Consider the following 14,624-nt stretch of genomic DNA (forward strand, 5'->3'; position numbering starts at 1 on the left):
ATGACAGCACCCTTGCTGGGCGTCGAGGCGGTCGAGGCGGCGTACCAGGGCTCCATCGTCGCGCTGCAAGGCGTGAGCCTGGAAGTGCGCGCGGGCGAGGTCCATGCACTGCTCGGCGCCAACGGCGCGGGCAAGTCGACGACGCTCAAGGCCGTGTCGAATCTGCTGCCGGCCGAGCGTGGGCAGGTGACGGCTGGGCGCATCGTGTTCGACGGGCACGACACGGGCCGCACCAGCCCGGCCGATCTCGTCCGCCTGGGCCTCGTGCAGGTGCTGGAGGGCCGCCACTGTTTCCGTGCGCTCACAGTGGAAGAGAACCTGCTGACCGGCGCACTCGGCCGCGGTGCACGGCGCGCCGAGATCGCCGGGGACCTCGCGCGGGTCTATGCGATCTTTCCGAAGCTCAAGGACAGGCGGCGCACGCTCGCCGGCCTGTGCTCCGGCGGCGAGCAGCAGATGGCGGCCATCGGCCGCGCGCTGATGTCGCGGCCACGGCTGCTGGTGCTTGACGAGCCCTCGATGGGGCTCGCGCCGCTGGTGGTGCGCGACATCTTCGAGCAACTGCGGCAGCTCAACCGGGAAGAGGGCCTGTCGATCCTCGTTGCGGAGCAGAACTCGACCGTTGCACTGCAGTACGCCGACCGCGCGACCGTGCTCGAGGCCGGACGCACGGTATTGAGTGGCGACGCGCAGATGCTGCGGCAGCGCGCGGACATTCAGTCTTTCTATTTCGGGGAAGGTGGGATGGGCCGCCGCGTGGAGGCTGAAATCGCGGCCTGAGGACTCCTGTGGCAAGAAGCGAAATGAGGCGCGATGGAGGTATGAAAGGCACGCCCTCGTTCTGAGGGAGAGCATCCTCGGAACCTGCAAACTTTGCTGGAAGGCCGGCAAAGTTTGTGCTCATAAGTCGTTGTCATGAAACAGAAAATATTGACAAGCTACCAGGAGTTGCGATATTCTTCGCGCACCACCAAAGGAAGAGCACCATGAAGCTCCAAGAGCGCATGCTGCGGTCAGTTAAGCAGCGAGCTGGAAACGTCATCATCCGGGCGGAGCTGGCCGGGATGGGTAGCGCTTCGCAGGTGACGGAGGCCCTCAAAGCCCTCCAGGAGAAGGGCGTACTCGTGCGCATTGGTACGGGTGTGTACGCCAAGACCCGCAAGAGTTCGGTGACAGGTGCCACCATCCCGGCTGGCAGTCTGGAGAGCTTGGCGACTGAGACCTTGAGAAAGCTTGGCGTTCAGGTCACCGCGGGAAAGGCTGCGGCAGCGTACAACTCGGGCAAGACGACTCAGCTTCCGGGAACGTTCGTCGCAAACACCGGTCGCCGCCGTATCACGAGAAAAATAGCGGTGGGAGGCCGTAACGTGGCGTATGAGAACGATTACGGACGCGCAGAAACAAGCGCTTGAAGACCTCTCGGCGCAAGGCCTTCTTCGAGGCCTTCCCGTCCAGACTGCCGAAAAAGACATCCACATCACCGAGCTGCTCAAAGGGCTGAGCACGCTCCGGGTCCATCACGACCTGTTCAGCGACCTTGATGCGCGCAAGGAGCCTACGCGACATGACGAGGGCATCCAGCTTGTCTTTGCTGGCGGCACATGCCTCTCCAAAGCGTACGGACTCATCAACCGGATGTCGGAAGACGTTGACATCAAGGTTCTTCTCGCTCCGACCGCGAAGCCGCTGAAGAAGGGCAGGGGCGACCGCATGCGCCTCAAGGCCTTGCATGAACTCATCCCGAAGCTGCTGGATGAGTTGGGATTTCCGTTGCTTGAGTACCCCGATGGAGTCGACAACCCGCGCATCCGAGACGCACACCGCTACTTCGTCGTTGGCGCTGGCTATCAAACCGCCTACGGCGAATTTCCGAGCCTTCGCCCTGAGCTCAAGCTCGAGCTCATCCAGCGGCAACCTCTGTTACCTGTGGAGCGCCGGGAGTTCGGTTATCTCCATGAAGCCTTGGCAGGGATGACAGCTACGTCCACGCTCAGCATTGACTGCATCTCCGTGGCAGAGACAGCTGCTGAGAAGGTCATCTCCTTGCTGCGTCGCTGCGCGTACAAGTGGGATGGTCACCAAACCAAGGGCGACATGGACCCGGCTCTCGTGCGACACGTCTACGATGTGGCTCGCATCGCCGAACTGTCAGCTGACTCGTTGAAAGCAGCCAGGGAAATCTTCCACCAGTTGGTCACGAACGACCGCGACGAGTTCAAAGGTCAGAACCCAGACTTTGACGTCGACCCGGTTGCCGTTCTCAAACGAACGCTCGCCGCCGCCAAGAGCAATGGAGAATTGAAGGACTGCTACACGCGGCATCTCATTCCGCTGGTCTACGACATGAACCCACCGTCCTTCGAGCAGTCGTTCTCGTCGTTTGAAGCTGTGGCGCAGGATTTCTTGGCGGCCTGCTAAGCCCGCAGTCAGTCCGACTGAGCTCGTCCCGTGCAGTAAGACTACCTGAGGGTGTTTTGATGGTGCCGAATCGGCTGTTCTAAGTGTGACAAGGGCTCAATGCGTTTCTTTACTGCCTAGCCTGCGGCGGCAAAAATCACGAGACGCCCTCGGTCGCCTAAGTCATTGTTTTGACCAAACCGCAAGATACGCGCAGGTCGAACCATATTCGCGAGACCGGCGCAGTTTTTTGGCAAGAATCGCAGGACTCGGCGCCGGCCTCATCCGTGATGGGTATCCGGAGGGTAGTAGCCCATGAAGGTTTCGACGGCGCGATGGCCGGTCATCTTCATGACATCGACCGCGAACGCTTTCGGAACCCACCTGTCGCCGCTGCGAGCAGCGGGGCCGTGCGCATAGGCTCGCGCGGCTGCCCGGTGCCAGCCTGTGAGTTTCTTCGTCTTCTTTCTCTCAATGGTGTTGAGAGTTTCGCGCCAGCCGGGCAGGCCTGCGTAAGTCGATTTCCTGCATGCCGCGACGGCAGCCGATTGGTACGCTTAGTTAAGCCCCGATTTTATTTAACATAATCATAATTGTGTTCGAAAAAGGTGTAGGCCCCGAGTAGTAATGTCCGTTTTCTCCCAAGTAGAAATGTCGCATCGTGGCGGCTCCGCTGTGTGGGATTCGAGGTGGCGCGATGGCCCAGCCAAGTGCGACGAGTGGACCGCATCAAAACGATGCAGGCATTGATGGATCGCATGCTGCGACCCGCCCAGCGCTGGGTCATGGCTCCGGGCCAAAAACCGGGGCGCGACTCGCCGCGCTGGCGCCCTTTCGCCGGGCCGCTCGGCGCCCTGAGCCAGCGCGGGGTACAGAGCCTCAACCAGGTTCGACAAGCTCCCGCAGACTGACCTTCAGCGGAAGCTCGTAGCCACGACCGATGAGTTCCGCCTGGAAGGACTTGCGAGGATGGATCGTCAGCACCTCGTCCACGATGGACAGCCGGTCGACCAGACTCGGGGCCTCGTCATGGAAACGGACCTGCGCGACCTGAACCTCCAGAGTCCGCGAAGTGGCGAGCTCCTCGATGCGTGCGAACACCCGGCTCGGCTTCGGATGGACCGGAACGTCCTGCTCCACGCGTATCCGGTACTTCTTCGTTTCCTTGGTCCGCAGCGTCACCCGCAACGCGTTGCCTTTGCTGGCCATCTCTTGCTGCAGCAGGGGCAGCAACTCCGCCCCCCTTGTTGCTAGCGCCGCGATCGCCTCGAAGGTGGCGCTGCGAACCACTGACAACTGCTCGCCCGGTGAGCGATCACTGTAGCCGCCGGCCAGTCCGACCATGACAAACCTGTGCCATCTCTCCAGGGCGTAGTCGGTGTGCAGCAGGCTTGCCTCAGGGATGCATGGCGTGAGGCAGACATACAGGTGATCGGCATCCCCGATCGATATGCCGAGCTCTTCGCACTTTCTGCCGATACGCTGCCCTAATGCGATCACGTCCTTCGGCAGCTTGAAGAGCTCGCCCGCGTAGCCCGGCATGGGAGAACCAGGCCGTAGGTGCTCGGGACTCTCGAAGTAGCGAACGTCCCGCAGCGCCTTGTCGCGTTTCACAGGCTTTTCCATGATTGCAATGTATCGCGCGGCTGCACAGCGTTCCCGGGACTTCGCGCGAAGGCAGAATCAACACGAATGCGTTTTTCGCCTATCGATTTCGATCTGAAGCTGCAGCCCATGCCCCCTACCCTCGCTACACGCAAGCCCGTCGATGAACTCACGGCCACCGACCTGGAGAAGTTCCCTGTCTGGGAGTTCGCCATGGATGAGGAGGGAGACGACGAGGAGCAGGACGAAACCTGGGTGAAGCCGGTCCCGACCAGCGAAGTACCGGACAACAACTCCTCGCTCGCTGTCGCCGCCGCCCTGAGGCTGGCCGGTGGGCCGGTCTATCCAGGCGTGATGTTCTGCGACACGCAAGGTGGCTTCGATGTTGCGGCGGTCGCGCTGCTCACGACCAAAGGTCGAGTCCTTTTTGCGCAGGGCGACTCACCCGCCGAAATCAGGCGCAACCTGAAACGCCTCGGACTGACCCATCAGGGAGTCTTTCCGCTGGACTACTGCACCCGCGTTCCGTCGGCACGCACCGGCATCTTCGAACGTGGCACGTTTGATGTGCTGCGTGCATAGTGCTCGCGCTCGGCCTCCGTCAAAGGTGAGCAGCTGACAGACCCTGTGAGACGCTGAGTGTTCAGCACGATGGCCTATCGCGAAGCAGTTTGCACCGTAGCGGAGTCCATTGCGCTCCCCACGGCGTGTTGTTTCCCGCTCGACGTTCTGGGCGCAGCGTCAGCGGAGGCATCCGCTTGGCCGCGGATCTGCCCGTCGGATCAGCGTCCTTTGTCCTCGAACAGGCCGACGAACAGCCGCCGTATCCATTGCAGGGCTGGGTCCGCCTCGAACCGGCGGCTCCAGTGCATCGACACCGTGAACGTACTGCGCGGCAGATCCGCGGGCAGCAGCGCGTAGCGCTTCGCATCGAGAAAGCGGCGTGCGATCGCCTGAGGCATCACCACGGCGAGATCCGTGCGCGCGATGATGGCGGGCAGCGCCATGAAGTGCGCCGAGGTCAGCACCAGGCGACCGTCGAGACCCAGCTGCTGGAGGATGCGCAGGGTCTCCGAATGCGAGCGCACCGCCACGTACTCCAGCCTTCGCAGATCCTGGATCGTCGTTTTTTCCTTCGCGGCGCTCGCCATCGGATGCCCGGCGCGCACCACCACCGCGTAGCGATCGCGCAGCAGCTCGACGCGCTCCGTCCCGCTGATGGAAGGCAGGAACCCGAGCGCAAAGTGAATCGCACCGGTTTCCAGCGCATCGGCGATTTCCCCCTGCGGCAGCGGCGTCGTATGCACCCGTATGCCAGGAGCCGCGGGGTGCAGCGCCGCCATCAGCTCAGGCAGCAGCCTCGACTCCCCAATGTCATTCATGTGCATCCGCAGGGTCATCTTCGAACGCGAGGGATCGAAGGTGTCCTGCTCCTTGAGCACGTCCTGGATGGCGATGAGGGACGGCTGCACCACGCCGGCCAGTCGCTCGGCCCGCAGCGTCGGCCGCATGCGGCCATGGGCGCGCACGAACAGAGCGTCGCCGAGTGTCAGCCGCAAGCGCGTCAGGCCCTGACTCGCGGCGGGCTGCGAGAGGCCCAGAGCCTCGGCCGCAAGGGTGACGCTGCCCAGGCGATAGACGGCTTCGAACAGGCGAAGCAGGTTCAGGTCCAGTGAGTCTCTATTCATGAAATGCATTTTGACTTAGTCGGTTCATCTTATTGATGAATACGGCTGGCGTCGTGACACTGCCCGCAACCAACGAAGGAGCAGCAATGAATCGACGCGTCGAGTTCGACTCGATGAAAGCAACAGCGGGGAGCGGCACCGTGACGGTGCGAGAAGCGGTCTTCGGGCTGCTTCGCTTGTTTGGCATGACCACTGTCTTCGGCAACCCAGGTTCGACGGAGCTGCCGTTGTTCATGGATTTCCCCGACGATTTCCGTTACGTGCTCGGACTGCAGGAATGCGTGGTGGTCGGCATGGCCGACGGCTACGCGCAGGCAACCCACAACGCTGCGTTCGTCAATCTCCATTCGGCAGCCGGCGTCGGCCACGCAATGGGCAACATCTTCACGGCGCACCGCAACCAGACACCCCTGGTCATCACTGCGGGTCAGCAGGCACGCTCGATCCTTCCCTTCGAGCCCTTCCTCGGTTCCACCCAAGCCCCCGAGCTGCCGAGGCCTTACGTGAAGTGGAGCGTCGAGCCGGCGCGTGCGGAAGACGTGCCCCTGGCGATCGCCCGCGCGTACTACATCGCGATGATGCCGCCGCGTGGCCCCGTGCTGGTGTCGATCCCGTCAGATGACTGGGGCGTGCAGACCCTGCCGGTCGATGCCCGGGAAGTCAGTCGCCACCTGCGTGCCGCCCCCGATCTGCTCGCGCAGGTGGCAAAGACCCTCGATGGGGCCCGCGCGCCAGCCTTCATGGTGGGCGCGGCGGTCGATCGCGACGGTGCCTGGAACGAGGTGGTGCAGCTGGCCGAGCGCCACAACGCGCGCGTCTATGTCGCGCCGATGTCGGGTCGCTGCAGTTTCCCGGAGGATCACCCGCTCTGGTCGGGCTTTCTGCCGCCCATGCGCGAACGCATCGTCGAGCGGCTTGCCGGACACGACGTCGTGTTCGCGGTGGGCGCACCGGCCTTCACCTATCACGTCGAGGGCCACGGTCCTCACCTGCCGGAGGGCGCGCAACTGGTGCAGCTGACCGATGACCCGCAGGTCGCAGCTCGGGCGCCGACGGGGACCTCCGTCGTCAGCAGCATTCGCCTCGGCCTGCTGGATCTGCTGGCGCTGAGTGTGCCGCCGCAGCGGGAAGCGCCGCCTCGGCATGCGAGGCCGTCTCGCGTGGCCGACCCTGTCTCGGGCGAGCGGCTTCCGGTCGCCTGGGTGCTGCAGACGCTGAGCGACCTGCGTCCGCGCGACAGCATACTGGTCGAGGAGGCACCGAGTGCGCGGCCTGTCATGCACGACCACCTCCCTATCTTCGAGTCGCAGACCTTCTACACGATGTGCAGCGGTGGCCTGGGCTACGGCCTCCCCGCCGCCGTGGGCGTGGCGATGGGCAGGCCGGGCACGAAAGTCATCGGCCTGATCGGCGACGGCTCCGCGATGTATGCGATCCAGGCCCTGTGGAGTGCCGCGCAGATGGCCCTGCCGGTGGCGATCGTGATCCTGAAGAACCGGCGCTACGCGGCGCTGCACGAGTTCGCCCGGATCTTCGGCTATCGCCCGGGTGAGCAGGTGCCGGGCACCGACCTGCCCGACCTGGACTTCGTGGCGCTCGCCGCCGCCCAAGGCATGCAGGGTCTGCGTGTCGAGCACGCCGAACAGCTGCGTCCGGCGCTCACGCAGGCGCTGCAGGCGACGCGGCCAGTGATCGTCGAAGTCGAAGTGGCCTGAGCCCACTGATTTTCTCTATCCATAACTTTCCAGGAGACAACGAGCCATGGGCACGATATCCATGTTGATCAACGGCGAGGCCCGTCAGGCCAGCCACGGCGGCACCTTCGAGCGCCGCAATCCGCTCGACGGCACGGTAGCGACCACGGCGCCGGCCGCCACGGCGGCCGATGCGGTGGCGGCTGTAGAAGCGGCGGCTGCAGCCTTTCCCGCCTGGTCCCGAACCGGCCCTGGCGAACGCCGCGCGCTGCTGCTGAAGGCGGCACGCGCCCTCGAGGCCAAGGCACAGGCCCTGTCCGCCGCGATGGCCTCGGAGACAGGCGCAGCCGCCCCTTGGGCCGGCTTTAACGTCCACCTGGCGGCGGGCATGCTGCAGGAGGCCGCGGGCATCACCACCCAGATCGGCGGCGAAGTCATTCCCTCCGACGTTCCCGGCAGCCTCGCCATGGGCGTGCGCCGTCCGGCCGGCGTCGTGCTGGGCATCGCTCCATGGAATGCGCCGGTGATCCTGGGGGTACGCGCCATCGCCACGCCGCTGGCCTGTGGCAACACGGTGGTGTTCAAGGGTTCGGAGCTCAGCCCGGCGACTCACGGGCTCATCGTCGAGGCATTCAAGGACGCAGGCTTTCCGCCGGGCGTCGTCAACTTCGTGACGAATGCGCCGGCGGATGCGGCCGAAGTGGTCGAGGCGATCGTGGCCCATCCGGCGCTGCGCCGGGTGAACTTCACCGGCTCGACCCGCGTCGGCAGGCTGATCGCACAGACCTGCGCGAAGTACCTGAAGCCCGCCGTGCTGGAGCTGGGCGGCAAGGCGCCGCTGGTCGTGCTCGACGACGCGGATCTGGACGCCGCCGTGAACGGCGCCGCCTTCGGTGCCTTCGCCAACAGCGGACAGATCTGCATGAGCACCGAACGCATCATCGTCGAGCGCAGCATCGCCGATGCTTTCGTCGACAGACTGGCGGCCAAGGCGACGAAGCTGCCGCTGGGCGATCCGCGCAAGGGCGTCGTGGTGCTGGGTTCCGTCGTCGATGCCAGCACCGTCGAGCGCTGCAACGCGCTGATCGACGACGCTCTCGCCAAGGGAGCGAAGCTCGTGTGCGGCGGCAAGGCCGAGAACACCCTGATGCCGGCGACGCTGCTCGATCATGTGACGCCGCAGATGCGCATCTACCACGAAGAGAGCTTCGGCCCGGTGAAGCCGGTGGTGCGCGTCGACGGCGTCGACGAAGCGGTGCGGGTGGCCAACGACAACCCGTACGGACTGTCTGCCGCCGTGTTCGGTCGGGACATCGCCCGGGCCTGGGCGGTGGCCAACCGCATCGACTCCGGCATTTGCCACGTGAACGGCCCGACCGTCCACGACGAAGCGCAGATGCCCTTCGGCGGTGTGAAGGACTCGGGCTACGGCCGCTTCGGCGGACGCGCCGGCATCGATGCCTTCACCGAACTGCGGTGGCTCACGGTGCAGACCACCGAGCGCCACTATCCGTTCTGAGCGGCCGGACTGGAGGGCAACACCCATGAAGAAACTCCTGCTGAAGATCGCTGCGGTCTCGTTCGGCCTGTGCGCATGTGCCGTCTCGCAGGCCGAGGACTGGCCGAAGCAGCCCGTCAAGGTCGTCGTCAACTTCGCGGCAGGCGGCGCCGCCGATCAACTCGCCCGCGTGGTGGGCGTCCCCCTGCAACAGGCCTTGGGCCAACCCGTGGTGATCGACAACAAGGGCGGTGCGGGCGGAAACCTCGGCGGTGAATTCGTCGCCAAGTCGGCACCCGATGGCTACACGCTGCTGATGAGCTCCGGCGGGATGGTGTCGATCAATCCGCACATCTACGCCAGGATGCCTTTCGATCCGGCGAAAGACCTGACGCCGGTAGCCGCCGTGGCACGCGTCCCCTTCTATCTGGTGGTTCGCAACGACAGCCCCGCGAAGAGCTACAAGGATTTGATTGCAGACCTCAAGGCGAATCCCGGCAAGCGCGCATTCGGCTCACCCGGCAACGGCAGCTCGCCGCATCTGGCCGCGGAGATGATGACCGCCCAGACCGGGACATCGGCGGGTACACGTTCCCTACAAGGGCGCGGCGCCCGCGCTCACGGACCTGCTAGGCGGCCAGATCGACTTCCTGTTCGATCCCGGGATCGCGATTCAGTATGTCAAGACCGGCAAGCTGCGCATGCTGGCGGTGGCCAGCCTCAGGCGCTCGCCGCTCGTGCCCGATGTGCCGACGCTGGACGAACTGGGTCTCAAGGGCTTCGATGCTGATGCCGTCTTCGGTCTCTACGCCCCCGCCGGTACGCCGCAGGCGGTCATCAGGAGGGTCAATGCAGAGGTCAACCGCGCGCTTGAGTCGCCTGCGGTCCGCTCGCGCATCGAGATTCTTGGCAACGTGCCGGAGCCGCTCACACCCGTGGCGTTCGGTGAAAAAGGCGTTGCCGACTTCAAGCGTTTCGGCACGGTGATCAAGGAGCGCGGCATCCGCGCGGACTGATGCAGCTTTCGCACGAGACATCGGCCCCTTTCGTATCCAAGGAGAACAGACAGTGACAGACGCCCTTCGGCTCGAAGAAGGCACACGAAAACCCGTGATCGAGACGGACGTGCTGGTCGCGGGTGGCGGCCCCTGCGGCCTGATGCTCGCGAACGAACTCGGCCGGCGCGGCATCCGCTGCATGGTGGTCGACGCCAAGCCAGGCACCGCATTCAATCCACAGGCCAATGCGACACAGGCGCGCACGATGGAACATTTCCGGCGCCTGGGGTTTGCCAAGGAGATTCGAGCACTCGGCCTGCCGCCAAACCATCCGACGGACATCGCCTACCTGACCCGGTTCGCGCACCGCGAACTGGCCCGCATCAGCCTGCCGACGGCCGCGCAAGCCATTGTCGACGTCAAGACGATGACGGGCTCCTGGAGCGCCGCGGAGTTGCCGCACCGGGTGTCGCAGAAATTCGTCGAAGCGACCATGCGCCGCCATGCACAGAAGTGGCCGTCGACGGACGTGCGATACGGCTGGAAGCTGAAGAGCTTCAGCGACGAAGGCGAGTCGGTTCGCGCCACCATCCAGCCGACCTCGGGCGGCGCGCTCCAGGATGTGGTGGCCAAGTTTCTGGTCGGCGCCGACGGGGCACGCAGTTTCGTGCGACAGCAACTGGGCATCGAATGGGATGGCGTGACCGGCATCCAGCGCGAGTTCATGGGCGGCAAGATGTTCGCGATCTACCTTCGCGCTCCGAGCCTCCTGTCGGTGCTGCGACACCCCAGGGCCTGGATGTACGTGATGGTCAATCACGAGCGGCGCGCCTTCATGGCGTCAGTGGATGGCGTGGCTGAATATGCATTCCATGCGGCGCTGCGGCCGGGCGAGGACGCTGACGGATGGAGCGAGGCCGATGCACGGCGTGTCTTCGCCGAAGCCATCGGTTCCGAGGTTCCGATGGAGATCCTGTCCATGGGAACCTGGCTCGCCGGGCATGCCTTGGTCGCGCGCCGTTTCCGGCAGGGACGTGTCTTCATCGCCGGTGATGCTGCCCACCTGTTCACGCCCACTGGTGGACTGGGCTACAACACCGCGGTCGAAGATGCCGTGAACCTGGCCTGGAAACTGGCGAGCGTGGTGCTCGGCAAGGCGCCGCTGTCCTTGCTGGAAAGCTACGAAGCCGAACGCAGGCCCCTGGCCGAACGCAATACGCGCTACGCGATGCGGTTTGCGGATTCGGTGGGGCTTTTTCAAGCTACGCCCGAACTGGAGGAGGACTCGCCAGATGGCGATACCGAGCGGGAGCGCGCAAGGCATCACTTCAACCAACATGCGCGGCTGGAGTTCAACATTCCCGGGGTGACCTTCGGAGGCCGCTACGACAGCTCCACGATCATCGCGCACGAGGGCACCGCCCCACCGCCCGACGAGCCCAACAGCTATACGCCCACTGCGAGTCCCGGGGGCCGCCCGCCACACGCATGGCTCGATGATGGACGTTCGCTGTTCGACCTGTTGCATATGGAGTGGACCCTGCTGGCGCTCGGCCCGAATCCGCCCTCCGCCAAGGAGTTCGAGGATGCCGCGCGGGTGCTGGAGATCGACCTTCGCGTGGTGCACGTGGCGCAGCCGTCGGTGCATGCGCTCTACGAAGCGCCGCTCGCGCTCATTCGCCCCGATCAGATCGTGGCTTGGCGCGGCGCGACGGCGCACGGTGCGCTGGATGTTCTGTCGCAAGCCACGGGCCGCCTGGCGGATACCGATGAACAACAACGGGCAAAGACCGCCTGACAGAGACAGCGAGACAGAAAATGAAAAACCGCCCCTCCCCGCTTCGTTGGCTCCTGCTCGTCGCCGTGCTCCTGGCGACGCCTCACCTGGCCGTCGCACAAAGCTGGCCCACCAAGCCGGTGCGCCTGGTCGCTTCGTTCCCACCCGGCACCCCGGGCGACGTCATCGCCCGGCTGATCCAGCCCGCGCTGCAAAGCGCGTGGGGCCAGCCTGTCATCGTCGAGAACAAGCCGGGCGCTGGCGGCAACCTCGCCGCCGGAGAAGTCGCCCAGTCTAGGGACGAACACACCCTGCTCGTGGGCCCAGACACGGTGCTCACCATCAATCCGCACCTCTACAAGAGGCTGGGGTTCGACCTTCGAACTTCGCTCAAGCCCGTCACCTACTTTGCGAGCTTCAACCAGGTGCTGGTCTGCAATCCGGCCACCGAGATCGCGTCGCTACAGAAGTTCTCGCAATTGCCAGCCTCCCGTACATATGCATCCGGCGGAGCCGGAACGCCAAGTCACATGACGATGGAGATGCTCCAGTCGACACTCGGCACCAAGCTGACGCATGTTCCCTACCGCGGACCAGGACCAGCGGCCTTGGACATCATGGGTGGCAATGTGGACTGTGGTTTCATCGTCGCATCGGTGGTCCTGCCTCACATCCAGAGCGGACGGCTGCGCGCGATAGCAGTTTCCGGCAAGGAGCGGTCAGGCCTGCTGCCAACCGTTCCGACCGTGGCGGAAAGCGGTCATGCAGGATTCGACGCGACCTTCTTCGAAACCTTGATGGCGCCTGCCGGCCTTCCTGCGCCGGTCGTCGAAAAGATCCAGCGCGACGTTCGTGCAGCCCTGCAAGCGACGTCGATACGCAGCAGGCTGGCAGAGATGGACCTGCGGGTGGAGGGCAACTCATCGCAGGATGCGCTGGCTCGCAGCCGGGAGGACTTCGCCAAGTGGGGAACCATCGCGCAGAAGACCAAGCTGCAACTGGATTAAGGAGAGAAGGTTCGCACGTGCAACCGCGGACATCGAGAGTTCCCCGGATGGCGACATTGCGCAGGGCCAATTCCCAGGCATCGCGCACGGAAGCATCGACAGCGAGGGCCACTGCATGTCTGTGTACATTGGCGCTTTGGCTACGACGGCTGGTTGAGTATTCAAGGAACCTGGAGACACCATGAATCACTTCAATATTCGGACGTTTTCTTGCGTCAGCTTCGCGCTGCTTGCGTTGGCCTTGTCGGCGTGCGGCACAGCTCCGAACGCCGACCGGCTCGCCGGCTCCTGCGCCGGCCTCGCACACCATGCCATCACACCGGGCGCAACGGGACTGCCCAGCGGCAAGGCTTCGGTCACTTCGGCTGTGCTGGTGTCGGCCTCGGCCGCAACCGTCAACGACGGGGCGTTCGCACCAGCTCTTCCGCAGTTCTGCAAGGTCAGCGGAACCATCGCATCTCGCGACCCCGCGGCACAGCCGATCAACTTCCAGCTGAATCTGCCGACCACCTGGAACGGCAAGGCCGTCCAGTACGGGGGGCGGGGGCTTCAATGGGGTGCTGATCACCGGGCTGGCTCCTCTGCGGGACGCGGCGCCGGACGATGCTCTCCCGATTGCGCGGGGCTATGCGACCTTCGGCCACGACTCCGGCCATCAGGCCTCGGCGTTCCCCGCCGGCGAGCCCGGCGCTTTCGCGCTGAATGACGAGATGCTCGAGAACTTCGCCTTCGCCTCGTACAAGAAGGTGAGAGATGTGGCTGTGGACGTCATGAGCGCGTACTACGCGCGTCGACCGCAACGCACGTACTACTTCGGCGGTTCCGAAGGGGGACGGGAAGGGCTGACGATGGCACAGAGGTTTCCGGCCGACTACGACGGGATCGTCAGCGTCGTTCCCGTGATCAACTGGACCGGCCTTTTCCATGCCTTCGTGCGAAACCAGGTACCGCAGCACGAAGACTGGCTGCAAGCCGGAAAAGCAGCGCTCATCGCCAAAGCCACTTCCGACGCCTGCGATGCGCTCGACGGGCTGGCGGACGGTGTCGTGAACAACTACATGGGGTGCCAGGGCCGGGTGGATCTGCAGCGTCTGCGCTGCCCCGACGGTAGCGACGCGGGCATGCACTGTCTGTCCGACGCCGAGCTGCGCCTGATGCGAGCCATTCACTCTCCCTATGTATTTCCTTTCAGCATCGCCAACGGCCTCACGACGTATCCCCAATGGCTCTACGGGCACGAGGACAGCCTCGACGGCCCCTCCGCCGTCAACATGGTGCGATGGGTCACCGGCTCGGCGGCGCCCGCTGTACCGCCGGACGCCGCACGCAGCGCCACCCAGTGGATCTATGGAAGCAGCTGGATCCGCTATGGGATCGCCCGCGACAGGAACTACGACGTGCGTCGCTATCGCCCCGAGGATTTCCGCGAGCGGGTGCAGGCGACCTCGGCGCTGATGGACTCCACCAACCCGGACCTCTCGGCTTTCTTCGCGCGCGGCGGCAAGCTGATCCTTAGAGAGAACGCGGCGGATCGCGCTCAGAGTGCGCTCATGGGCATCCAGTATCACGATGCCCTCGTGGCACACATGGGCGCCGCGGCAGTCGAACGATCGGTGCGGCTTTACGTCTCGCCCGGGTCGACGCATTCCGGCAACTCACGAGCGGTGGCGGGCGGGCCGGCGGTGCCGACGATGGTAGATCTGCTGGATCCGCTGGACCGGTGGGTCAGTGCTGGAGATGCGCCCGCGAATGCACTGGTGCAGGTGGTGAAGGCGCCCCTCCCGCCGTTTGCAATTCAGGCCTCGCGCCCCATGTGCCGCTATCCCGGCTACCCCCACTACATCGGCGGTGACCGTGCACAGGCGTCCAGCTACGAGTGCCGGCACTCTTGAATAACGGTGAAGAGGTTTCGAACCCCGTTCGCCCAGCCAGCGCAAGTTGACTTTCGCACGCCATCTTG

13 protein-coding genes and 2 pseudogenes are annotated in these 14,624 nt (G+C 64.6%); 12 read left to right on the plus strand and 3 right to left on the minus strand.

What is annotated here, in order from left to right:
* From ACHMXA_RS31515 to ACHMXA_RS31525, 3 genes are all read left to right on the plus strand, one after another.
* On the plus strand, window positions 1-780 hold the full coding sequence (locus tag ACHMXA_RS31515) for an ABC transporter ATP-binding protein (protein WP_395322278.1): 780 nt from the start codon (window positions 1-3) through the stop codon (window positions 778-780).
* A 206-nt stretch (window positions 781-986) separates the two neighbouring features.
* Window positions 987-1,412, plus strand: a complete 426-nt coding sequence (locus ACHMXA_RS31520) for a DUF6088 family protein (RefSeq protein WP_395322280.1) — start codon at window positions 987-989, stop codon at window positions 1,410-1,412.
* Window positions 1,375-2,418 carry a nucleotidyl transferase AbiEii/AbiGii toxin family protein gene (locus ACHMXA_RS31525; RefSeq protein ID WP_395322282.1) on the plus strand — a complete coding sequence of 348 codons (1,044 nt, stop codon included), beginning with the start codon at window positions 1,375-1,377 and terminating at the stop codon, window positions 2,416-2,418. Before ACHMXA_RS31520 ends, ACHMXA_RS31525 begins: the two co-directional genes overlap by 38 nt.
* A gap of 858 nt (window positions 2,419-3,276) precedes the next feature.
* On the opposite strand, the gene ACHMXA_RS31530 is transcribed toward ACHMXA_RS31525, so the two are convergent.
* Window positions 3,277-4,023, minus strand: a complete 747-nt coding sequence (locus ACHMXA_RS31530; protein WP_395322283.1) for a hypothetical protein — start codon at window positions 4,021-4,023, stop codon at window positions 3,277-3,279.
* Window positions 4,024-4,089: 66 nt separating this feature from the next.
* On the opposite strand from ACHMXA_RS31530, the gene ACHMXA_RS31535 reads away from it, so the two are divergent.
* Window positions 4,090-4,584, plus strand: a complete 495-nt coding sequence (locus ACHMXA_RS31535) for a hypothetical protein (RefSeq protein ID WP_395322285.1) — start codon at window positions 4,090-4,092, stop codon at window positions 4,582-4,584.
* 200 nt (window positions 4,585-4,784) lie between these two features.
* On the opposite strand, the gene ACHMXA_RS31540 is transcribed toward ACHMXA_RS31535, so the two are convergent.
* Entirely contained in the window at window positions 4,785-5,690 is a 906-nt protein-coding gene (locus ACHMXA_RS31540) for a LysR family transcriptional regulator (protein WP_395322287.1), read from the minus strand.
* 86 nt (window positions 5,691-5,776) lie between these two features.
* On the opposite strand from ACHMXA_RS31540, the gene mdlC reads away from it, so the two are divergent.
* From mdlC to ACHMXA_RS31570, 6 genes and pseudogenes are all read left to right on the plus strand, one after another.
* Window positions 5,777-7,405: a benzoylformate decarboxylase gene (gene mdlC, locus ACHMXA_RS31545; RefSeq protein ID WP_395322289.1), complete on the plus strand. Its 1,629-nt coding sequence runs from the start codon at window positions 5,777-5,779 to the stop codon at window positions 7,403-7,405.
* A 46-nt stretch (window positions 7,406-7,451) separates the two neighbouring features.
* Window positions 7,452-8,903: an aldehyde dehydrogenase gene (locus ACHMXA_RS31550; protein ID WP_395322291.1), complete on the plus strand. Its 1,452-nt coding sequence runs from the start codon at window positions 7,452-7,454 to the stop codon at window positions 8,901-8,903.
* A 25-nt stretch (window positions 8,904-8,928) separates the two neighbouring features.
* A pseudogene (locus tag ACHMXA_RS31555) lies at window positions 8,929-9,393 on the plus strand (Bug family tripartite tricarboxylate transporter substrate binding protein); the annotation flags it as partial.
* A 115-nt stretch (window positions 9,394-9,508) separates the two neighbouring features.
* Entirely contained in the window at window positions 9,509-9,898 is a 390-nt protein-coding gene (locus tag ACHMXA_RS31560) for a Bug family tripartite tricarboxylate transporter substrate binding protein (protein WP_395322633.1), read from the plus strand.
* Between the two features lie 142 nt (window positions 9,899-10,040).
* Complete coding sequence (locus ACHMXA_RS31565; RefSeq protein ID WP_395322635.1) at window positions 10,041-11,678, plus strand: FAD-dependent oxidoreductase; 1,638 nt, start codon at window positions 10,041-10,043, stop codon at window positions 11,676-11,678.
* A 20-nt stretch (window positions 11,679-11,698) separates the two neighbouring features.
* Window positions 11,699-12,664, plus strand: coding sequence for a Bug family tripartite tricarboxylate transporter substrate binding protein (locus tag ACHMXA_RS31570; RefSeq protein ID WP_395322292.1), 966 nt, complete (start codon window positions 11,699-11,701; stop codon window positions 12,662-12,664).
* A gap of 186 nt (window positions 12,665-12,850) precedes the next feature.
* Here ACHMXA_RS31570 and ACHMXA_RS31575 read toward each other — a convergent pair whose 3' ends face one another.
* On the minus strand, window positions 12,851-13,186 hold the full coding sequence (locus ACHMXA_RS31575; protein WP_395322702.1) for a hypothetical protein: 336 nt from the start codon (window positions 13,184-13,186) through the stop codon (window positions 12,851-12,853).
* Here ACHMXA_RS31575 and ACHMXA_RS31580 point away from each other — a divergent pair.
* Both ACHMXA_RS31580 and ACHMXA_RS31585 read left to right on the plus strand, forming a co-directional pair.
* A complete protein-coding gene (locus tag ACHMXA_RS31580; protein ID WP_395322637.1) occupies window positions 13,116-13,370 on the plus strand; it encodes a hypothetical protein in 255 nt (84 codons plus the stop codon). The genes ACHMXA_RS31575 and ACHMXA_RS31580 overlap by 71 nt on opposite strands.
* Window positions 13,258-14,556 (plus strand): annotated as a pseudogene (locus tag ACHMXA_RS31585) (tannase/feruloyl esterase family alpha/beta hydrolase); the annotation flags it as partial. The gene ACHMXA_RS31580 and the pseudogene ACHMXA_RS31585, both read left to right, overlap by 113 nt.
* Between the last annotated feature and the right edge of the window lie 68 nt (window positions 14,557-14,624).

It is taken from the genome of Variovorax sp. UC74_104, assembly GCF_044055375.1.
Taxonomy (GTDB): domain Bacteria; phylum Pseudomonadota; class Gammaproteobacteria; order Burkholderiales; family Burkholderiaceae_C; genus Variovorax.

Bases quoted from the DNA above. Each gene is read 5' to 3' on its own strand.
- mdlC (WP_395322289.1), top strand. From the start codon at position 5,777: ATGAATCGACGCGTCGAGTTCGACTCGATGAAAGCAACAGCGGGGAGC.
- ACHMXA_RS31570 (WP_395322292.1), top strand. From the start codon at position 11,699: ATGAAAAACCGCCCCTCCCCGCTTCGTTGGCTCCTGCTCGTCGCCGTG.
- ACHMXA_RS31525 (WP_395322282.1), top strand. From the start codon at position 1,375: ATGAGAACGATTACGGACGCGCAGAAACAAGCGCTTGAAGACCTCTCG.
- ACHMXA_RS31540 (WP_395322287.1), bottom strand. From the start codon at position 5,690: ATGAATAGAGACTCACTGGACCTGAACCTGCTTCGCCTGTTCGAAGCC.
- ACHMXA_RS31550 (WP_395322291.1), top strand. From the start codon at position 7,452: ATGGGCACGATATCCATGTTGATCAACGGCGAGGCCCGTCAGGCCAGC.
- ACHMXA_RS31515 (WP_395322278.1), top strand. From the start codon at position 1: ATGACAGCACCCTTGCTGGGCGTCGAGGCGGTCGAGGCGGCGTACCAG.
- ACHMXA_RS31535 (WP_395322285.1), top strand. From the start codon at position 4,090: ATGCGTTTTTCGCCTATCGATTTCGATCTGAAGCTGCAGCCCATGCCC.
- ACHMXA_RS31565 (WP_395322635.1), top strand. From the start codon at position 10,041: ATGCTCGCGAACGAACTCGGCCGGCGCGGCATCCGCTGCATGGTGGTC.
- ACHMXA_RS31530 (WP_395322283.1), bottom strand. From the start codon at position 4,023: ATGGAAAAGCCTGTGAAACGCGACAAGGCGCTGCGGGACGTTCGCTAC.
- ACHMXA_RS31520 (WP_395322280.1), top strand. From the start codon at position 987: ATGAAGCTCCAAGAGCGCATGCTGCGGTCAGTTAAGCAGCGAGCTGGA.